Annotated in this window: 17 protein-coding genes; 13 read left to right on the top strand and 4 right to left on the bottom strand. The window is 69.2% G+C overall.

What is annotated here, in order from left to right; translation table 11 throughout:
* The first annotated feature begins 22 nt into the window (after positions 1 to 22).
* The 6 genes from RZE79_RS03380 to RZE79_RS03355 all read left to right on the top strand — a co-directional run bounded on the left by RZE79_RS03380 (position 23) and on the right by RZE79_RS03355 (position 5298).
* Positions 23 to 664, top strand: coding sequence for a glutathione S-transferase (locus RZE79_RS03380; RefSeq protein ID WP_319359015.1), 642 nt, complete (start codon positions 23 to 25; stop codon positions 662 to 664).
* Positions 665 to 669: 5 nt separating this feature from the next.
* Entirely contained in the window at positions 670 to 1593 is a 924-nt protein-coding gene (locus tag RZE79_RS03375) for a PhzF family phenazine biosynthesis protein (RefSeq protein ID WP_319359014.1), read from the top strand.
* 13 nt (positions 1594 to 1606) lie between these two features.
* The gene (locus RZE79_RS03370; RefSeq protein ID WP_319359013.1) at positions 1607 to 2302 is read left to right on the top strand and encodes a VOC family protein; all 696 of its coding nucleotides are present in this window, start codon (positions 1607 to 1609) and stop codon (positions 2300 to 2302) included.
* Between the two features lies 1 nt (position 2303).
* Complete coding sequence (locus tag RZE79_RS03365) at positions 2304 to 2936, top strand: LysE family translocator (protein WP_319359012.1); 633 nt, start codon at positions 2304 to 2306, stop codon at positions 2934 to 2936.
* A 20-nt stretch (positions 2937 to 2956) separates the two neighbouring features.
* The gene (locus RZE79_RS03360) at positions 2957 to 3928 is read left to right on the top strand and encodes a threonine dehydratase (RefSeq protein ID WP_319359011.1); all 972 of its coding nucleotides are present in this window, start codon (positions 2957 to 2959) and stop codon (positions 3926 to 3928) included.
* A gap of 293 nt (positions 3929 to 4221) precedes the next feature.
* On the top strand, positions 4222 to 5298 hold the full coding sequence (locus RZE79_RS03355; RefSeq protein ID WP_319355424.1) for an IS110 family transposase: 1077 nt from the start codon (positions 4222 to 4224) through the stop codon (positions 5296 to 5298).
* A gap of 406 nt (positions 5299 to 5704) precedes the next feature.
* Here the strand turns inward: RZE79_RS03355 and RZE79_RS03350 are convergent, their stop codons facing one another.
* Complete coding sequence (locus RZE79_RS03350; RefSeq protein WP_319359010.1) at positions 5705 to 6532, bottom strand: creatininase family protein; 828 nt, start codon at positions 6530 to 6532, stop codon at positions 5705 to 5707.
* 230 nt (positions 6533 to 6762) lie between these two features.
* Between RZE79_RS03350 and pgaA the strand changes: the two genes are divergently transcribed.
* The 5 genes from pgaA (at position 6763) to RZE79_RS03325 (ending at position 14240) form a co-directional block, all read left to right on the top strand.
* A complete protein-coding gene (gene pgaA, locus RZE79_RS03345; RefSeq protein ID WP_319359009.1) occupies positions 6763 to 9399 on the top strand; it encodes a poly-beta-1,6 N-acetyl-D-glucosamine export porin PgaA in 2637 nt (878 codons plus the stop codon).
* 8 nt (positions 9400 to 9407) lie between these two features.
* The gene (gene pgaB, locus RZE79_RS03340) at positions 9408 to 11471 is read left to right on the top strand and encodes a poly-beta-1,6-N-acetyl-D-glucosamine N-deacetylase PgaB (protein WP_319359008.1); all 2064 of its coding nucleotides are present in this window, start codon (positions 9408 to 9410) and stop codon (positions 11469 to 11471) included.
* Positions 11468 to 12748 carry a poly-beta-1,6-N-acetyl-D-glucosamine synthase gene (pgaC, locus tag RZE79_RS03335; protein WP_319359007.1) on the top strand — a complete coding sequence of 427 codons (1281 nt, stop codon included), beginning with the start codon at positions 11468 to 11470 and terminating at the stop codon, positions 12746 to 12748. The genes pgaB and pgaC overlap by 4 nt, the downstream gene beginning before the upstream one ends.
* Entirely contained in the window at positions 12738 to 13310 is a 573-nt protein-coding gene (locus RZE79_RS03330) for a PgaD family protein (RefSeq protein ID WP_319359006.1), read from the top strand. The genes pgaC and RZE79_RS03330 overlap by 11 nt, the downstream gene beginning before the upstream one ends.
* A 132-nt stretch (positions 13311 to 13442) precedes the next feature.
* Positions 13443 to 14240, top strand: coding sequence for an SDR family oxidoreductase (locus RZE79_RS03325; protein WP_153280787.1), 798 nt, complete (start codon positions 13443 to 13445; stop codon positions 14238 to 14240).
* 390 nt (positions 14241 to 14630) lie between these two features.
* On the opposite strand, the gene RZE79_RS03320 is transcribed toward RZE79_RS03325, so the two are convergent.
* On the bottom strand, positions 14631 to 15539 hold the full coding sequence (locus RZE79_RS03320; protein ID WP_319359005.1) for a LysR family transcriptional regulator: 909 nt from the start codon (positions 15537 to 15539) through the stop codon (positions 14631 to 14633).
* An 85-nt stretch (positions 15540 to 15624) separates the two neighbouring features.
* Here RZE79_RS03320 and RZE79_RS03315 point away from each other — a divergent pair, with 85 nt between their 5' ends.
* Complete coding sequence (locus RZE79_RS03315; RefSeq protein ID WP_319359004.1) at positions 15625 to 16635, top strand: zinc-binding alcohol dehydrogenase family protein; 1011 nt, start codon at positions 15625 to 15627, stop codon at positions 16633 to 16635.
* Positions 16636 to 16654: 19 nt separating this feature from the next.
* Complete coding sequence (locus RZE79_RS03310) at positions 16655 to 17248, top strand: GNAT family N-acetyltransferase (RefSeq protein ID WP_319359003.1); 594 nt, start codon at positions 16655 to 16657, stop codon at positions 17246 to 17248.
* Here RZE79_RS03310 and RZE79_RS03305 read toward each other — a convergent pair.
* Together RZE79_RS03305 and RZE79_RS03300 are read right to left on the bottom strand one after the other, a co-directional pair.
* A complete protein-coding gene (locus RZE79_RS03305) occupies positions 17240 to 17953 on the bottom strand; it encodes a sulfite exporter TauE/SafE family protein (protein ID WP_319359002.1) in 714 nt (237 codons plus the stop codon). The two genes, RZE79_RS03310 and RZE79_RS03305, sit on opposite strands and share 9 nt — an antisense overlap.
* Positions 17950 to 19362, bottom strand: coding sequence for an amidohydrolase family protein (locus RZE79_RS03300; RefSeq protein WP_319359001.1), 1413 nt, complete (start codon positions 19360 to 19362; stop codon positions 17950 to 17952). Before RZE79_RS03300 ends, RZE79_RS03305 begins: the two co-directional genes overlap by 4 nt.
* Positions 19363 to 19378 lie beyond the last annotated feature (16 nt).

Below are 19378 nucleotides of genomic sequence, written 5' to 3'. Positions count from 1 at the left end.
ACACAGACAAGGAACCTCACCCATGCTCAACATCTGGGGCCGCATCAGCTCGATCAACGTGCGCAAGGTCGTGTGGTGCACGCAGGAACTCGGGCTCGACTTCCAGCGCACCGAGGCCGGCGGCAAGTTCGGCGTGGTGCAGACGCCCGAATACCGCGCGCTCAACCCGAACGCCATGGTGCCCACCATCGACGACGGCGAAGGCGCCGAACGCGTCACGCTGTGGGAGTCGAACGTCATCGTGCGCTACCTCTGCGCCCGGTACGCGCACGGCACGCTCTACCCGAGCGAGCTGCCCGCGCGCTTCGACGCCGAGCGCTGGATGGACTGGCAGCAGACCACGCTCAACCGCGCCAGCCGCGACGCCTTCGTGCAATGGGTGCGCACGGCGCCTTCGGAACGCCAGCCCGCGCTGATCGCCGCGTCGGTGCGCGAGAGCGAGGCACTGTTCGCCATGCTCGACGCGCACCTCGCGCAGCGCCCCTACATGGCGGGCGATCGCTTCACCATGGCCGACATTCCGATCGGCTGCGAGGCGCACCGCTGGTTCGGCCTGCCCGGCGCCGAGTACCGCCGGCCCGTCTGGCCGAACGTCGAGCGCTGGTATTCGGAACTGCTTTCCCGACCGGGCACGCGCGGCGTGCTCGATTTATCCCTCGAATGACCCTGATGAAATCCCGCCCCTTCAAGCAAGTCGACGTCTTCACCGCCACCGCCTACTTCGGCAACCCGCTCGCGGTGGTGCTCGACGGCCAGGACCTCGACGACGCCGCCATGCAGCGCTTCGCGCAGTGGACCAACCTGTCCGAGACCACCTTCCTGCTGCCGCCGACCGATGCGACTGCCGACTACCGCGTGCGCATCTTCACGCCCGGCGGCGAGCTGCCCTTTGCGGGCCATCCGACCATCGGCAGTTGCCATGCGTGGCTGCAGGCCGGCGGCAAGCCCAAGGCGGCGGGCCGCGTGGTGCAGCAGTGCGGCGCCGGCCTCGTGCCGCTGCGGCACGACGGCGGGCGCTTGGCCTTTGCAGCGCCGCCGCTCAAGCGCAGCGCCCCGAGCCCTGCGCTGCTGGCCAAGGTGGCCGGCGCGCTGGGGTTGAAGGCGCAGCAGATCGTCGCGGCGCAGATGCTCGTCAACGGCCCGGCCTGGCTCGGCCTGCTGCTGGACGATGCCGACGCTGTGCTGCGGCTCACGCCCGATCACCGCCTGCTCAAGGAACTCGGCGTCGAAGCCGGCGTGGCAGGCGTGCCTGCTGCGCGCGACGACTCGCTGCTCATCGGCCGCTCGAACCGCGAAGCGCGCGCCTTCGGCCATCGCCCGGCCGCCGCGCCCGACGACGGCGAGAAGATCGATCTCGAAGTGCGTGCCTTTGCGGCAGCCGTCGGCGTGGAAGAAGACCCCGTCACCGGCAGCCTCAATGCAGGCCTTGCCGAATGGCTCATCGCCGACGGCCACATGCCCGAGCGCTACGTGGCCGCACAAGGCCAGTGCCTGGGCCGCGCGGGCCGCGTGTACATCGAGCGCGACAGCGACGGCACGGTCTGGGTCGGCGGCGACGCCGTGACCTGCGTCGACGGCCACGTCACGCTCTGAACGAAAGCACACCATGGCCCCCGCCGAAGTCGACCACCTCGTGATCGCCGCCGCCTCGCTGGCCGAGGGCGTGGCGTGGTGCGAGGCCACGCTCGGCGTGACGCCTGCGCCGGGCGGCGCGCATCCGCTGATGGGCACGCACAACCGGCTGCTGAACATCGCGAGCGACGCGTTCCCGCGCGCCTATGCCGAGATCATCGCGATCGAGCCCGGCAAGGTGCCGTCGCGGCCGAAGACGCGTCGCTGGTTCGACCTGGACGACGCCGCATTGCAGGCCGCGCTCGTGCGGCGCGGCCCGCGGCTGATCCACTTCGTGGCGCGCGTGCCCGATGCGCACGCCGCCATGCAGGCGCTCGCGCGCGAGGAGCATGCGCACATCGACCGCGGCCAGCTGCTCGAAGCCGCGCGCGACACGCCGGCCGGTCGGCTCGAGTGGCAGATCACGGTGCGCGACGACGGCCAGCGCCTGTTCTACGGCGCACTGCCCACGCTGATCCAGTGGGGAGCCGTGCATCCGACCGACGCCATGCCCGCCTCGGGCCTCACGCTGCGTTCGCTGCGCGTGGCGCATCCGCGTGCGCCGGCGCTGTCGGCCGCGCTCTCGGCCATCGGCATGGGCCGCCTGCCGGTCGATGCCGGACCGCCCAACCTCGTCGCGGTGTTCGACACGCCGCGTGGCCCCGTCACGCTTGAATCGAAGGGACTCTGACATGCTGACCCTCACCGAAATCGCCTGGTTCGCCCTCGCCTCTTTGCTGCTGGCGCTCACGCCGGGGCCGAACATGATCTATTGCGTGTCGCGCACGCTGATCCAGGGCCGCCGCGCGGGAATGATCTCGCTGGGCGGCGTGCTGATGGCCTTCCTGGTGCACCTGTTCGCCGCGGCGCTGGGCCTCACGGCGCTGCTGCTGGCGGTGCCGGTCGCGTTCGACGCGATCCGTCTGGCCGGCGCGGCCTACCTGCTGTGGCTCGCGTGGCAGGCGGTCAAGCCCGGCGGCAACGCGCCCTTCGAAGCCCGCGCGCTGCCGGCCGATCCGCCGGCCAAGCTGTTTCGCATGGGCTTTCTCACGAACCTGCTGAACCCGAAGGTGGCGATGTTCTACCTGTCGTTCTTTCCGCAGTTCATCCACCCCGAGCGCGGCTCGGTGCTGCTGCAGAGCCTGCAACTGGGCCTCGCGCAGATGGCGAGCAGCGCACTGGTCAACGCCGTGATGATCGCCGGCGCCGCGAGCATCACGGCCGTGCTGTCGCAAAGCGCCGGCTGGCTGCGTGCGCAGCGCTACATCATGGGCAGCGTGCTGGCAGCGCTGGCCGTGCGCGTGGCGCTCACCGAACGCAAGTAAGCAAGAACGAAAGACGCCTGATGCGATTCACCCGCGAAGAGATCGAAGCCGCGCTGCGCACCGTGCATGCAGCCATGCCGCCCACGCCGCAGTACACGTGGCCGCTGCTGTCGCAGCGCCTGGGCGCCACGGTCTGGGCCAAGCACGAGAACCACACGCCCGTCGGCGCCTTCAAGATCCGCGGCGGCCTGACCTACTTCGAAACCCTCGCGCGCGAACAGCCCGCGGTGCGCCACGTGATCAGCGCCACGCGCGGCAACCATGGCCAGTCGGTCGGCTTCGCGGCGCAGCGCCACGGGCTGGCCGCGACCATCGTGGTGCCGCACGGCAATTCGCGCGAGAAGAACGCGGCGATGCGCGCGCTCGGCGTGACGCTGGTCGAGCATGGCGACGACTTTCAGGCGGCCTCCGAACATGCGGCGGTGCTGGCCGAGCGCGACGCGCTGCATCGCGTGCCCTCGTTCCATCGCGAGTTGGTGCGGGGTGTGTCGACCGCGTATGTGGAGTTCTTCAGCGCTTTGAGAGATTCACCGCCCGACGTGCTGTTCGTGCCCATCGGCCTGGGCTCCGGCTTTGCCGGCGCGGCGGCGGCGCGCGCGCATTGCGGCGTGTCGACGAAGCTCATCGGCGTGGTGTCGGCGCATGCCACGGCCTACCGCGATTCCTTCCGCGCGCGCCGTGCGATCGAATCGCCCGCGACCACTTTGCTGGCCGATGGCATGGCCTGCCGCACGCCGGTGCCTGCCTCGCTGGACGTGATCCTGCAGGAAGCCGATGACGTGATCACCGTGACTGACGACGAGGTGGCGGAAGCGATGCGCGTTCTGTTCACCGACACGCACAACGTGGCGGAAGGGGCGGGTGCGGCTGCGTTGGCGGGGGCGCTTCAGCAGCAGGAGCGCTGGCGCGGCAAGACAGTGGGCATCGCACTGAGCGGTGGCAATGTCGATGCGGACATGTTCGCCGGGGTGTTGGCGCGCAGCGCTTCCTGAGCGGGTTGCTGCTGTTCAGGGCGCGTGCACAGGCCACCGGGCACTTCCCTCCGCGAATGTCCCCCGGGCTTCGCCCTCCTCCTTGATTTCGCTGCGGGAAGCACCCGGTGTCCTGCGCACGGGACACGCTGCTGGTGCTCGCCGAGCAACGACTGCACTGTCCCACGCTCACGTCGATGCGGTGCCTTGCGCAGCGAAATGAATGCGAAGGGACTTCTCGCTTTCTGGTCACGGCATCGAGTGCCAAGATTGATTTGCGAAGTCAATCTGAAACCTTTGAAAGGAGAAGCCCCATGAACGAGATTACCCGAGTCGGCGTGGATTTGGCAAAGCGCGTGATCCAGGTCTTTGCGGTCGATGCCGCGGGCTTGCGCGTCACCGGGCGCGCCTTGGCACGCGATAAATTCCTGGCTTGGTGCGCGCAACTGCCCGCGGGCTGCCTGGTTGCCATGGAGGCCAGCTCCAGCGCCCATTACTGGGCGCGCAAGCTGCAGGCCTTGGGGCTGGATGCTCGCATCATCGCAGCCCCGCACGTCGTGCCCTATCGCCTGCAAGGCAAGAGCGGCAAGAACGACGCCAACGATGCCGCTGCCATCTGCGAGGCCGCCTCGCGCCCGCACATGCACTTCGTGCCGATCAAGAGCGTGGAGCAGCAAAGCATGCTGTGCATCCACCGCCTGCGAGAGGGCGTCAAGGCGGACCGTACCGCCTGCATCAACCGCATCCGGGGCCTGTTGGCGGAGTTCGGATTGGTGTTCGCCCAAAGCCCTGAGGCGTTGCGCCAGGCGCTTCCCGACGCGATGGAAGATGCCAGCAATGAACTGGGCGCTCTGGCCCGGTTGACGCTGCAGCGGGCCTATGCGCAATGGCAAGAACTCGATGCACACCTGCGATGGTGCGACGAGCGCATCGCCGCACACGGCAAGGCCAGCGATCAGGTGCGCCAGGCCGAGCAGTTGTTGGGCGTGGGGCCGGTCACGGCATCCGCGGTGGTGGCTACCGTGGGCGACTTCAAGCAATTCAAGAACGGTGCGCAGTTCGGCGCCTGGCTGGGTCTGACGCCCCGACAGAATTCCAGCGGTGGCAAGAACAACCTGGGGCGCATTACCAAGCGAGGCGACGCGTACCTGCGCACGCTGCTGATCCAGGGGGCCAAGTCGATCGTGTTGACGGCGCACAGACGCGACGATCCGATCTCGCGCTGGGTGCAGGCCTTGCGCGAGCGCTCTGGCTGGCAGAAGGCCGTGGTGGCGTTGGCCAACAAGAATGCGCGCATCCTGTGGGCGGTATTCGCACGCGGGCGGGCCTTCGATGCGCACCACGTCAGTACCAAACCACCAGGCGCTGTCGCTGCGGTCATCGCGGTGTAGCGCGATCCGTTTGAAAAGCCTTTGTTGTCTATTTGTTTGCCAGACGTGAGTTCCAAGATGCAATGAACAGGTCAGACCGGCAGCGGGCAAGCTCGACTCCCCCTTGGTGATGCCGATCGAAATGGGCATCACGAGAAATGAATGGAGCCCCGCTGAGCGGTTCGTATCTGGGTCCGCACGGCCAAGTGCCAGTGCAACAAGACCGTCGGTAGATGTGCAGTCTGTTCCTCGTTTCGTTGCGCCTGGTTCCTCACCGCCTTGCAGGCAATACAGCATGGCAAGAAAACAACCCTGAACCCGTGCTTGACCGCGCGAGAAGTCCCGGTATAAGGGGGAGCCCGAAGGGCGGAGGACATTCGCGGAGCAAGGTACCGCGTCGGCGGGAGTGCCGCCCTGAACCACAGCCTTACGGCAGCGGCCCCGTATTCGCCGTGCTCAACGGCAGCCGCGACACCTCGGCCAACAGCAACGCCAACTGCTGCGCAGCCGCATCGATCACCGCCTGGCCTTTCGCGGCCGTGGCCGCCGCGGCATTGCCCGCCGCACCCTGCGCGTTGTAGTCCTCCATGGCCCAGCCGAGCTTGGCGCTCTTGCCGTTGCCGAGGATCGCGTAGTCGGCTGCGCGCTGCTCTGAGGTGGAACTGAAATCCTTCGCCTCGCCCATGCGCACGAACTCGGGCGTCAGCGCCAACATCATCGAGGTCTCGACGTCGCCGGCGTGCACGCCGAAGCGGTGCTCTTGCGCGCTGAACTGCGCATTGGCATCGCCCAGCGGCAGGTTGAACCAGTTCACGCTGTAGACGATGAGGCCGTGCGCGGCACGCAGCTCGCGCGCCACGATGTCCATCGCGCCCACATGGCCGCCGTGGGCGTTGAACAGCACCAGTTTCTTCACGCCGGCGCGCGCCACGCCCGCGCCGATGTCCTTCCACATCCGGATCAGCGTCTCGGCCGACAGCGAGAGCGTGCCCGCGAAACGCGCGTGCTCGGGGCTCAGGCCGATCTGCTGGGTGGGCAGGAACAGCGCCGGCAGTTCCGGCGGCAGCAGCGGCAGCGCGGCCGCCACGATGCCGTCGGCCAGCACGGTGTCCACGCCCAGCGGCAGGTGCGGGCCATGCTGTTCGGTCGCGCCCAGCGGCAGCACCGCCACCGTGGTCGCCGCGTCGAGCGCGGCGAAGTCGCGCGTCGTCAATTGAGACCAGAAACGGGGCAAGGGGACCGGAAGTGCGTTCATGCGGCGATCTTAGGGCGGGGCCATGGGCGGCGCGCGGGGCAACACTTTGCGCACAACCGCACACAACCTCCTGACATCAGACGAATCGATCGCGAATCTGTTCACGATTAGTTCTCATCTTTGGTCATTTTCAATCCAATTGTTAACAAAATGACCTAGAGTCCTTTTTCACGAACTTTCCGCCACGGCTTGTCACGGCCCAGGAAAGTTCAAGCAAAAAAGGGAGTTGCGTGTCCATCCATACACAAAGAAATGGAGGCACCGTCGTTGCCGGGCGCAAGGTCGCGCCCTTCAAGGCATTGCCTCATCGCCTCGCACGCGCCGTGCGGGGTTTGCCGCCGATCGTGTGCGTGCTGGTCTTCGGAAGCAGCACCGCCTTCGCGGATTCCACTGTCGCGCCCTCGCCTGTCGCCCCCCATGGCGGCGCGGTGGCGTATGACGCCTCGCAGCACGACGCACTGATCGTCGCGCGCCGCGCCGGTCGCATCGCGCCGGCCCCAGCCCTGCAGCAGCTGCGCCAATGGCTGGCTGCCCCGCTGGCCGACGATCAGCGCCGCCGCGTGGCGTCCGACGCCATCGCGATCGCGGTGGCCGACGGCCAGTTCGCCGACGCGGTGGCCGTGGGCCGCCAGGTGCCGCCCACCGGCCTGAGCGACTACGCGCTCGGCCCCCTGGCCGGCGCCGCGCGGCGCACGGGCGACATCGCCTTGCAGGGCGACACGGTCAAGGTCTGGCGCGCGCGCCAGCCGGCCGCCCGCGAGCCGCGCCTCCACGAAGCCTTCTGGCGACTGGCCAACGGCGACACGGCAGGCGCACAAGCCATCTACCGTGCGCTAGCCCAGCCCGCGCCCACCGAGGTCGCCGACCGCGTCGCGCTGCTCGACCTGCGCGCCGCACTGGCGCGTGCGCAGGGCCAGCCCTTCCAGGCGCTGTCGGCCTACGGCGAGATCACCGCGCTGCAGCCCGAGCGCCGCGATGCACAACGCGACGCCGACTTCCTGCTGGCCGAGTACGGCGGCGCCACGGCCGCCTTCGAAGACGCGCAAGCCGCCGAGCGCAAGCAGCCCGGCAGCATCGCCCCGCTCACGCTTGCGATGCTCGAACAACAGGCGCTGGCGCAGCAACTGCGCTGGGCCGTGAAGGCGCGCGACCAGCGTCTGGGCGCGGCCCGCGTCACCGACCTCGACAAGGTGCTGGCCGCCCAGAGCGCCGCGCTGGCCCGGGTCGATGCCGCGCTCGCGCAGCCCGCCACGCCGGACGCCGACACCTGGCGCACGCTGCGCACGCGGCTGCAGTCCGACCGCATGCTGGCGCTGCTGGAGCGTGGCCGCCCGGTCGACACGATCGCGCTGTACGACAGCCTGCGTGCCGACGGCACCGTGCTGCCGCCCTACGCACTCGGCACCGCCGCCCGTGCGCTGGCGCAGGAGCGGCGCTCGGTCGATGCCGTGCCGCTGTTCGAACAAGCGGTCGTCGATCTGCCGATGCCCGACCCCCTGCATTTCGGCCTGGTCTACGCCTACCTCGATACGGGCCGCTTCGACGACGCCGAAGCCCTGCTCCAGCGCATCGAAGGCGCCACGCCCGTGCTGATGCGTCTGGCCCCGGAAGCCGGCCGCCCCAACGACCAGTTCTCGGAAGTGAGCGGCCTGAGCGCGCTGCTGCAGCTCTATGGCGATCGCCCGAAGATCGCGCAGCCGCGCTTCGACACGCTCACCTACGAAGCCCCGCTCAACGCAAGCTACGCCTACGGCGCCGCGCTCACCGAGCGGTTGCGCGAGCACCCCGAGGCGGCCGTGGCGCGCTTCGAGGCGCTGAGCGCCGACCACCCCGACGACCTGAGCGTGCGCACCGGTCATGTCGAAGCGCTGCTCGACGCCGACGAATTCCGCGCGGCCCGGCTGCGCGCCGAGTCGCTTGAGGCCGATGCACCCGATGCCGCCGAAGTGCGCGAGATGGCGCGCAAGCGGCGCTCGCTCGTCGGCCCGCAGCTCGAGATCGACGCCGAAGGTTCGCGCGGCGGCGGCACGCTGGCCAGCCGCGAATGGCGCGTCGACAGCCGGCTCAGCTCCGGCCTCATCGGCGACGCGTGGCGCGTGTTTTATGCGCAGACGCTGGGCCGCGGCTACACCTCCGAAGGCACCGCCAAGTGGGCCCGCAGCGGCCTCGGCGCGAGCTGGCAGCAGGGCCGATGGCTGGCCGAAGGCGTGCTGCAGCATGCGAACAACGGCCGCTACCGCAACAGCGTGGCCGGCCGCGTCGACTACCGCGCCGGCGATGCCTGGCGCCTGTCGGCCACCTACGACGGCGACAGCAAGGAGCTGCCGTGGAAGGCCCGCGCCGTGCCCTTCGGCGCGCAGGCCATCGGTGCACGCGAGTTCGGCGCCAGCGTGGCCCACATCGTCAACGAGTCGCGCCGCTTCGACCTGCAATGGCGCCGGCTCGACTTCAGCGACGGCAACCTGCGCGACGGCCTCGACTTCGGCTGGCGCGAGCGCTGGGTCAGCACGCCGCGCTTCCAGCTCGAGACGCGGCTGGGCGTCGATGCCAGCCGCAGCCGCCTGCAGGACGTGCGCTATTTCAGCCCCTCGCGCGATGCCAGCGCGCAGCTGTCGGTGCGCGGCCAATGGCTCACCTGGAAAAGCGACGACCGCCAGTTCTTCCAGGTGCTGGAGCTCGGCGGCGGCAGCTACCGCCAGGCCGGCTTCGGCAGCGGCCCGCTGTGGAACCTGCGCTACGAGCACCGCTGGGCCCTGGGCCAGAAGCTCACGCTGCGCTACGGCCTGACCTTCGGCAGCCACCCCTACGACGGCGTGCGCGAAAAACAGCGCGGCGTGTTCCTGAACCTTTCGATGCCCCTGCAGTGATGTCCGTGATGCAAGCCCCCACCTTCTTCCGCCGGCTGCGCGCAGCCCTGCTCGGGCTGCTGCTGGCGGCCTCGCTGCCTGCGCTCGCGGCGCCGGTGTTGCCCGCCGACCCCGACAACGGCGTCGACTTCCGCGTGATCTCGTTCCACGACGTGCGCCCCAACGTGCGCGCCAGCTTCGAGACCTCGCCCGACGAAACCGCCATCGACGAGCGCACGCTCGCCGAAGTGTTCGCCTGGCTGCGCCACAGCGGCTACCACCCGGTCAGCCTGCAGCAGATCGTCGCCGCGCGCAGCGGCGGCAAGCCGCTGCCCCCGCAGCCCGTGCTGCTGACCTTCGACGACGGCTACCGCAGCGCCTACACCCACGTGTTCCCGCTGCTCAAGCGCTTCAACTACCCGGCGCTGTTCGCGCTGGTGACGAGCTGGCTCGAAGTGCCCGAAGGCCAGCCCGTGCACTGGGGCGACAAGCCCGCGCCGCGCGAGAACTTCCTGCTGTGGCGCGAGGCCGCCGAGATGGCGCGCTCGCCGCTGGTCGAGTTCGCGAGCCACACCCACGCGATGCACACCGGCATCCAGGCCAACCCGCAAGGCAACCTGCTGCCCGCTGCTGCCACGCACCGCTACGACCCCAAGACCGGTCGCTACGAAGACGACGCCGCCTACCTGCGCCGCATCGAGACCGACCTGCGCCGCAGCCGCGAACTCATCGAGCAACGCACCGGCGCCAAGGTGCGCGCCACCGTGTGGCCTTACGGCGCCTACAACACGCCCGCGCTGGAAGCCTCGGCGCGCGTGGGCATGCCGATCACCTTCACGCTCGACGACGGCGCGAACACGAAGGAGATTCCGCTCACGCGCATCCGCCGTGCACTGGCCGCCTACGACAACGAGGCGCCCGACTACGTGCAGATGCTGCGCAGCCCGGTGGGCGGCGAGGTGCGGCCGATCAACCGCGTGATGCACGTCGACCTCGACTACGTGTACGACCCCGACCCGGCCCAGCAGGAGCGCAACCTCTCGGCGCTGATCGAGCGCGTGGCCGCCGTGCGCCCGCGCTCGGTGTTCCTGCAGGCCTACGCCGATTCCGACGGCGACGGCGTGGCCGACGCGCTGTACTTTCCCAACCGCCACCTGCCGATGCGTGCCGACCTGTTCGCCCGCGCCGCCTGGCAGCTGCGCAGCCGCACCGGTGTGAAGGTCTACGCGTGGATGCCCGTCACGGCCTACCGGCTGCCGGCGTCGAACCCGCTGGCCACGCACACGGTGCGCACGCTGAAGGGCGACGCGCCGGCCGACCGCTACCACCGGCTCTCGCCCTTCGACCCGGCCGTGCGCACGCTGGTCGGCGACCTGTACGAAGACCTGGGCCGCCACACCTTCTTCGAGGGCCTGCTGTTCCACGACGACGCCATGCTCTCGGACGACGAGGACGCCAGCCCCGCCGCGCTCGACACCTACCGCCGCTGGGGCCTGCCGGCCGACGTGGCCGCGCTGCGCGCCGACCCTGCGCTCATGGCCCGCTGGACCACCGCCAAGACCCGCCACCTGATCGCGTTCACGCACGAACTCGCGGCGCGCGTGGGCACCTGGCGCCCCGCGCTGGAAACCGCGCGCAACCTCTACGCGCGGCCGGTCCTCGAGCCGCAGGCCGAGCAGTGGTTCGCGCAGAACTACGAAGCCTCGCTCGCCGCCTACGACTACGTCGGCCTGATGGCCATGCCGCGCATGGAGCAGGAGGCCCGCACCGCGGCCGACAGCGACGCCTGGCTCGGTCGCCTCGCGCAGCGCGCGGCCGCCACGCCGCACGGCCTGGACCGCACCGTGTTCGAGCTGCAGGCGCGCGACTGGCGCACCGGGAAACCCGTGCCCGACGCCGAGCTCACGCGCCAGTGGACCTTGCTGCAGCGCGCCGGCGTTCGCCACCTGGGCTACTACCCCGACGACTTCCTGAACAACCAGCCCTCGCTGGAGACCGTGCGTCGCGCGATCTCGGTGCGCTCGCTGCTGTCGCGCGCGCCCCTTCGTGCCGGCACCGCCGCGACCCTGCCATCTGAAGGACAGCCCCGATGAACACGCTCCAGATGCTGGTGGACCTGATTCCGCCGGTGCTCTTCGGCTTCGTCTTCTACTACCCGTTCTTCATGGCGTGGGTGTGGATTGCCGGCGGCCTTTCGCATGCGTGGTCGTTCGAGCGCAAGCGCGATGTCGAGATCGACCCGCTGCCGCTGCTGCCCTCGCAGCCGCTCGTGACCGTGGTCGTGCCCTGCTTCAACGAGGCGCCGCACCTGCGCGAAGTGATCGAGCAGCTCATGCGCACGCACTACCCGAACTACGAAGTGATCGCCGTCAACGACGGCAGCACCGACGGCACCGGCGAGCTGCTCGACCAGATGACGCAAGAGTTCAGCCGCCTGCGCGTGATTCACAACGCCAGCAACCAGGGCAAGGCCGTGGGCCTGAACACCGCCTGCCAGCTGGCGCGCGGCGAGTACATCCTGGGCATCGACGGCGATGCGCTGGTCGACCCGAACGCCATTGCGTGGATGCTCAAGCGCATGCTGGCCTCGGAGCGCATCGGCGCGGTCACCGGCAACCCGCGCATCCGCACGCGCACCACGCTGCTGGGGCGCATGCAGGTGGGCGAGTTCTCGTCGATCATCGGCCTCATCAAGCGCTCGCAGCAGCTCATCGGCACGCTGTTCACGGTGTCGGGCGTGCTCGCCATGTTCCGCCGCCGCGCCGTGCTCGAGGTCGGCTTCTGGAGCCCCGACGTGCTCACCGAGGACATCGACATGAGCTGGAAACTCCAGCTCGCCGGCTGGCACCTGCGCTTCGAGCCGCGCGCGCTGTGCTGGATCCTCATGCCCGAGACGCTGCGCGGCCTGTGGAAGCAGCGCCTGCGCTGGGCCGTCGGCGGCATCCAGACCATGCTGCGCATCACGCCGTCCATCCTGCGCCTGCGCAGCTGGCGCCTGTGGCTCATCTACAGCGAGTACATGGTGAGCGTGGTGTGGGCCTATGCGATGGCGCTCGTGCTGTTGATCAGCTTCATCCGCCCCTTCCTGCCGCAGGAATCGGCCTGGCATTCGGCATTGCTGCCGCACTGGCAGGGCACGTTGCTGGCCATGACCTGCATCCTGCAGATGCTGCTGAGCCTGTGGATCGACCGTCGCTACGACCGCGACCTCATGCGCTATTTCGCCGGAACGATCTGGTACCCGATCGCGTTCTGGACGATCACGATGGCCACCACGGTGGTCGCCCTTCCCCAAGCCCTGATACGCCGACGCGGCAAGCGCGCGGTGTGGACGAGCCCTGACCGAGGAGTTTCTTCCGATGCATCCTGAGAACCCGTTTTCTTCACCGGCGCTCCACGAAGCCCCGCCGCCCCGCACCCGTTCGTGGGGCCAGCCCGCGATGGACGAGCCCATCATCGACGCCGCGCGCATCCCGCTGCACGCCTTCGGCAACGGCCGCTCGCCGGCACGCACCCTCGCCATGTACCTGTGGCTGCGCGTGCTGCGCCCCGCGATCACCGTCGCGATCTGGTTCTGCGCCATCTGGTACGCCTGGCCCTACGTGATGGGCGCGCGCTCCCAGCCCGAGGTGCTGCACCTGCTGGGCCTGTACGCCATCGTCATCGGCGTGATCCTCGCCTCGATGCTGGTCATGGGCCCGCTGCGCCGTCGCCAGCACGGGCGCGAAACCCCGCCGGAAAAAGAGCAGTCGTCGCTGTTCGCGCTGGCGTCGTACATCGAGGTCGCGCCCGCGCGCCTGTCGACCTGGCAGCGCACACGCCAGCTGCTGGCGCACCACGACACCCACGGCCAACTGCGCGACGCCACCGACACCGCGCCGGCCGCGCTGGAAGAAGAAGTAACAGCACCGGCGAAGCGCCGCAAGGCCTGAAGCGCAGGGCGAGGGAAACCGACGCGGCCTTTCGGCCGTGTCGCTGCAGAAATTTCGGGGCGGTGATTCAATCGCGGCGGCGGCACAGCAGCGCCGCGATCGAATCACCTTCTTCCCTCAAGGAACCCCGACATGGACCTCCAGCTCCAGGACCAGCACGTTCTCATCACCGGCGGCAGCAAGGGCATCGGCCTGGCCTGCGCGCTGGGCTTCCTGCGCGAAGGCGCGCGCGTGAGCCTCGTCTCGCGCGACCTGCAGAACCTGCAGCAGGGCCAGCAGTCGCTGATCGCCGCATTCCCGCAGGCCGAAGGCCGCGTCTCCCTGCACGCCGCCGACCTGAAAGATCCCGCCAGCGCCGTCGCCGCACTCGACGCCGCCGAACAAACCTTCGGCCCCGTCGACGTGCTCGTCAACTCCGCAGGCGCCGCGCGCCGCACCCCGCCCGACGAACTCACGCCCGCCGCGTGGCACGACGCGATGGACGCCAAATACTTCACCTACATCCACATGATCGACCCGGTCGTGAAGCGCATGGGCACCCGCGGCCGCGGCGCGATCGTCAACGTCATCGGCCAGGGCGGCAAGGTCGCCAGCCCGGTGCACATGGCGGGCGGCGCGGCCAATGCGGCGCTGATGCTGGTGAGTGCGGGCATGGCTGCGGCCTATGCGGCGAAGGGCGTGCGCGTGAACGCGGTGAACCCGGGACTCACGCTGACTGCGCGGCTGCAGGAAGGGATGAAGGCCGATGCGAAGCTGGCGGGGATCGGCACGGACGAGGCGCTGGAACGTGCGACGGCGCGCTTGCCGCTGGGGCGCATTGCGACGCCGGAGGAAGTGGCGAACACCGTGCTGTTCCTGGCGTCGGCGAAGGCGAGCTATGTGACGGGGGCGATCGTGGCGATGGATGGGGCGGTGACGCCGATGATTTGATGAGAAAGGGTGTCGGCGTGGCAACGGACATCGCGAGTTCGAAGGCCGCTGCCCTCACCCCAACCCTCTCCCAGAGGGAGAGGGAGTAAGCCCGGAGAACGAATCCGGAAGCGAACGCAGTGATGCGATCTCCCAGGCCGAGCGAAGCGATGGCCCGAATACTCCCCCCTCCCCTCTGGCCGCGCCGAGGAGCGGAGCGTTTCGCGGATCAGGGCTTGCAGTTGTTTGAGCCGCAGGCGAGTTCTGCAAGACCCCGCGAAACGCGAGCACCGCAGGTTGCCCGCAGCGAAGCGGAGGGACGCGGACAGTGGGGTCGCCTTTCTTTGCTTACTTTCTTTGGCGAAGCAAAGAAAGTGAGTCGCCCGCCGGGGCGAGTCCCGGCCAGCAGCCTCAAACCCCAGCCAACAACCCCTCGAACTTCAGCGCGAGGAAATCGACAAACGCCCGCACACGCGCCGGCACGAACCGCCCACTCGGCAGCAGCGCATGCAACGGATAAGGCTCGGTCTGCCAATCCGTCATGAGGTGCACCAGCCGCCCGCTGCGAATGTCATCCCGCACATCCAGCGCCGACTTCAGCGTGACGCCATACCCCGCCACCGCCCACTCCCTCGCCAGCGACGCATCGTCCACACTGCGATTCCCATTCACCCGCACTTCCGTCCACTGCCCGTTCTGCGCAAATCGCCAGACGCGATGCCGCCGCCCGCCGCGGTTGAAAGTCAGGCAGTTGTGATGCACCAGGTCTTGCGGCACCTTCGGCGCAGGATGCCGCCGCAGATAGTCGGGCGATGCCGTCAGCAGCGGATTCGTCATCGCAAACGCCCGCGCCACCAGCCGCGAGTCGGCCAGCGCCCCATAACGCAGCGCCACATCGACCTCGTCACGCATCACATCCAAGGGACGGTCCCCGACCGACAGCGACAGCTGCACCCCGCCATGCAGCGCAAGGAATTCATCGAACCAGGGCAGCAGCGTGCTGCGCGTCAGGTCCGAAGGCGCAGCCACGCGCAAGGTGCCGACCAACTCGCCGCGATCCGCAGTGACCAGCGACTCGCCCTCATCCAGCAGTTCGAAAGCCCGCACCGCATAGTCGAGCAGCGTCTGCCCCTGCGGCGTGAGGCGCATCGCCCGCGTCGATCGCTCGAACAGCCGCGCGCCAAGCTGCGTCTCCAGCCGTTTGAGCGTGGCACTGGCTGCCGCCGGCGTGATGCCCAGCGCGTGCGCCGCCGCCGTGAGCGTGCCGCCGCGCGCCGTCTGAACGAGCACGCGCAGGTCCGAGGTATTTTCAATTTTCATTTGAAGGTGTTGCTGTTCCGCGCCGGCTTATCAAATGGCCGTTGCCATCCTACAGTCGAGCCATCGTTCCAGAAAGGTCCCTCCCATGAAAGCCATCGGCTACTACCAGCCCCTCCCCATCGACAACCCCGAATCGCTCCAGGACATCGAGCTCCCCGCCCCGGTCCCCGGCGCGCGCGACCTGCTGGTGCGTGTGAAGGCCGTGTCGGTCAACCCGGTCGACACCAAGGTCCGCAAGAACGCCGCCCCCGAAGCCGGCCAGGCCAAGGTGCTGGGCTGGGACGCGGTCGGCACCGTGGAAGCCATCGGCAGCGGCGTGCAGAACTTCAAGGTCGGCGACCGCGTGTACTACGCCGGCTCGATCATTCGACCCGGCGCCAATTCGGAGCTGCATGCGGTCGACGAGCGCATCGCCGCCCTCGCACCGAAGAGCCTCGACGACGCCCAAGCCGCCGCACTCCCGCTGACCACCATCACCGCGTACGAACTGCTGTTCGACCGCCTGCAGGTGCCCAAGGACGGCGGCGAAGGCCAGACCTTGCTGATCACCGGCGGCGCGGGCGGCGTGGGCTCCATCCTCATCCAGCTCGCACGCCAGCTCACGAAGCTGCGCGTCGTCGCCACCGCCTCGCGCGCCGAAACGCGCGCATGGTGCCTGGCGCTGGGCGCGCACGTCGTCATCGACCACTCGAAGCCGCTCGCCGCCGAACTCAAGGCCGCGGGCATCGACGAGGTCGACATGGTCGCCAGCCTCACGCAGACCGACCAGCACTACGCGCAGATCATCGAAAGCCTCAAGCCCCAGGGCCAGCTCGCGGTGATCGACGACATGAAGGTGCTCGACGCGATGCCGCTGAAGACCAAGTGCATCTCGCTGCACTGGGAAATGATGTTCGCGCGCTCGCGCTTCACCACGCCCGACATCGCCGAGCAAGGCAAGCTGCTCGCCGAAGTGGCCGCGCTGGTCGACGCGGGCCGCATCCGCACGACGGCGAATGCGAGCTTCGGCACCATCAACGCCGCGAACCTGCAGAAGGCACATGCGCTCATCGAGAGCGGCAAGGCACAGGGCAAGGTGGTTCTGGCCGGGTTCTGATCTGCGCACAATCGGTCGCATGACCGAAGAAAGCACACACCCGCCCCTCATCGAATTCGACACGCCGCGCCTGCGGCTGCGCCAATGGCGCGAGAGCGATCTCGCGCCATTTTTCACGTTGGCGTCCGACCCGGCGGTGATGGAGTTCTTGCTGCCCCTGCCCACCCGCGCCGACAGCGACGCGATGGCCGCGCGCGTCAAGGCCCGCATCGCCGAGCACGGCTGGGGCTTCTGGGCCGTCGAGCGCAAGGACACGGGCGAGTTCATCGGCTTCACCGGTCTGAACGTGCCGATGGCCGCGCTGCCGTTCTCGCCCTGCGTCGAGATCGGCTGGCGCCTTGCGCGTGCCAGCTGGGGCCAGGGCTTCGCGACCGAAGCAGCGCGCGGCGCGCTGCAGGTCGGGTTCGATCAACTCGGGCTCGGCGAGATCGTGGCGTTCACAGCCGAGGGCAATGTGCGCTCGGCCGCGGTGATGGCACGCCTCGGCATGCACGAGGACCTGCCCGGCGCCTTCGACCATCCGGCGGTGCCTGAAGGCCATGTGCTGCGCCGTCATCGGCTGTTCCGCATCGACCGCGCGGCATGGCAGGCCGCGCACAGCGCCTCAGAATGAATGCATCAGCAGCGCGGCGCCCGACACGATCGCAAACACCTGCACGAAGATCCGCAACACGCGGCCGTTGATGCGGCGATGCACCACGCGGCTGAGCACCGCGCCCACGACGAGCGCGGGCAGCAACTGGGCTGCTGCGTAAAGCTGTGAGCCGTCGATGCGGCCCGCCACCATCAGCGTGGCCAGCGACACCAGCTCACCCACCAGGAAGCACAGCGCGATCGTCGAGCGCATGGTGGGCGCCGGCTGGTGCTGGTAGACCAGCGCCAGCGGCGGCCCGCCGATGCCGGTCGCGGTTTCGGTGACGCCGGTGACGAGCCCCGCCGCCACGAAGGCGGTGCGGCCCGGCGAGAAGGCCGGCATCATCAACGTGACGAGCGCCGCCGCGATGGTTGATGCACCGACGAACAGCGACAGGTGGCTCGCGCTCAACGCCGCCAGCACCCATAGACCGCCGACGGTGCCGAGCAGGCGCCCGCCGGTGATCCAGCTGGCGCCGGTGCGGTCGATGGCGCCGCGCTCGCGCCACATCACGTAGAAGTTCAGCGGCAGCATCAGCACCAGCACACACACGGGCAGCAGGTCGGGACGCACGATGCCGATCACCGGCGCGGCGATGAGCGCAAAGCCGACGCCGGTCGCGCCCTGCACGAAGGCGGCGATCAGCACGGCGATCGAGACGAGAAAGAGGTGCTGCGCGCTCACTGCGAATGCCGCTCCGTGGCCAGGCGGCGGTGCGCGGCGGCCGGCGGATGCAGGCGCACGATGGGCGCGCGGTCCATCGCCGCGTGGGCGACGTGTGCGAGCTGCCGCTGCAGCGCGCGTGCGTCCCAGTCGGGCGGCCAGCCTTCCCACAGGCGCAGTTTTCCGTCGACGAACACGGCCACGATCTGGTCGCGATTGCCCAGGCGCACGAGGTCCCACGTGAGGTCGACCGAGGTGCACATCTCGGGCGTGTCGACATCGACGATGAGGAAGTCGGCCGCCTTGCCCACGGCGATCTCGCCCGTGAGGTGGCCCAGGCCCACGGCGCGCGCGCCTTCGTGCGTCGCGTGGTCGAACCAGGTCCAGCCGCCGCCGCTCGACGCATCGCCGATGGCCATGCCGAAGGCCAGCTTCTGCGCGGCCTCGGCGGCATCCATCAAACGGAAGGCGTCGCTGCGCGTGGCGTCGGTGCCCAGGCCGAAGCGGATGCCCAGCGCGGCCATCAGGTTTGCGGGCGCCACGGCGTTGCCCTTCCACTGGCTGGCGACGGGGTTGTAGCTCACGGCGGTGTCGGTGTCGCGCAGCACCATGAGTTCCGACGGCGTGACCAGCGTGCCGTGCGCAATGAGCACCTGCGGGCCGAGCGCGCCCAGGTGCGCCAGCAGTTCCAGCGGCCGCTTGCCGCGCTGCACCACCGAGCGCTCGACCGAGGCGAGGTGTTCGTTGACGTGCGTCTGGAACACGGTGCGCGCCTCGGCGCACAGGGCCGACACGGCAACCAGCATCTCGTCGGAGGCCGCCTCGGGCACCGAGATGGCGAGCGAGGGATGCACCAGATCCGCACCCGACCACTGCTGCAGGAACTGCGCGGCGTGCGACTGGATCGCCTGCCGATCAGCGGCAGTGCTGTCGTTGCCGCCGTCGTTGCAGATCAGGCCCAGCACGCAGCGCAGCCCGGCTTCCTTCACGGCCGCGGCCACGGCGCCGATGTCGCCCGGTGCGCGCGTGCCCGCGTCGCACACGGTGGTGAAGCCGCCGCGCAGCGATTCGAGCGCCGCGAGCTTGGAGGCCATGTAGACGAACTCGTCGTCCAGGCTCGACTCAAGCGGCACCCACACGCGGCGGAAGATTTCCGACGGCTCGCCATAGGCCAGCGACTTGCCGAAAGACTGCGTGAGGTGGTGGTGCGCGTCGATCATGCCGGGCATCAGCAGCTTGCCGGGCAGGAGCTGCGGCGTGAGATGCGGGTGGCGGGCGATGAGCGCGTCGGCGGGGCCGACGTCGCGAAAGCGGCCGCCTTCGATGCGCACGGCATGGCCGGTGGCGGGGCCGTCGCGCAGCATCAGGTGGTCGGGAACGAGCAGCAGCTCGTCGGCCGCGAAGAGCGCGGCATCGAGTTCAGGAGACATGGTGAAAAGAAAGAAC

It is taken from the genome of Variovorax sp. EBFNA2 (genome assembly GCF_033802765.1).
GTDB lineage: Bacteria > Pseudomonadota > Gammaproteobacteria > Burkholderiales > Burkholderiaceae_C > Variovorax > Variovorax paradoxus_H.
The sequence above is the reverse complement of the archived record's forward strand: the minus strand, read 5'-3'. Positions and strand labels throughout refer to the sequence as shown.

Coding starts and splice junctions, on each gene's coding strand:
- RZE79_RS03380 (WP_319359015.1), top strand. CDS start 23: ATGCTCAACATCTGGGGCCGCATCAGCTCGATCAACGTGCGCAAGGTC.
- RZE79_RS03320 (WP_319359005.1), bottom strand. CDS start 15,539: ATGAAAATTGAAAATACCTCGGACCTGCGCGTGCTCGTTCAGACGGCG.
- RZE79_RS03300 (WP_319359001.1), bottom strand. CDS start 19,362: ATGTCTCCTGAACTCGATGCCGCGCTCTTCGCGGCCGACGAGCTGCTG.
- RZE79_RS03365 (WP_319359012.1), top strand. CDS start 2,304: ATGCTGACCCTCACCGAAATCGCCTGGTTCGCCCTCGCCTCTTTGCTG.
- RZE79_RS03350 (WP_319359010.1), bottom strand. CDS start 6,532: ATGAACGCACTTCCGGTCCCCTTGCCCCGTTTCTGGTCTCAATTGACG.
- pgaC (WP_319359007.1), top strand. CDS start 11,468: ATGAACACGCTCCAGATGCTGGTGGACCTGATTCCGCCGGTGCTCTTC.
- RZE79_RS03355 (WP_319355424.1), top strand. CDS start 4,222: ATGAACGAGATTACCCGAGTCGGCGTGGATTTGGCAAAGCGCGTGATC.
- RZE79_RS03330 (WP_319359006.1), top strand. CDS start 12,738: ATGCATCCTGAGAACCCGTTTTCTTCACCGGCGCTCCACGAAGCCCCG.
- RZE79_RS03310 (WP_319359003.1), top strand. CDS start 16,655: ATGACCGAAGAAAGCACACACCCGCCCCTCATCGAATTCGACACGCCG.
- RZE79_RS03375 (WP_319359014.1), top strand. CDS start 670: ATGAAATCCCGCCCCTTCAAGCAAGTCGACGTCTTCACCGCCACCGCC.
- pgaB (WP_319359008.1), top strand. CDS start 9,408: ATGCAAGCCCCCACCTTCTTCCGCCGGCTGCGCGCAGCCCTGCTCGGG.
- RZE79_RS03370 (WP_319359013.1), top strand. CDS start 1,607: ATGGCCCCCGCCGAAGTCGACCACCTCGTGATCGCCGCCGCCTCGCTG.
- RZE79_RS03315 (WP_319359004.1), top strand. CDS start 15,625: ATGAAAGCCATCGGCTACTACCAGCCCCTCCCCATCGACAACCCCGAA.
- RZE79_RS03325 (WP_153280787.1), top strand. CDS start 13,443: ATGGACCTCCAGCTCCAGGACCAGCACGTTCTCATCACCGGCGGCAGC.
- RZE79_RS03360 (WP_319359011.1), top strand. CDS start 2,957: ATGCGATTCACCCGCGAAGAGATCGAAGCCGCGCTGCGCACCGTGCAT.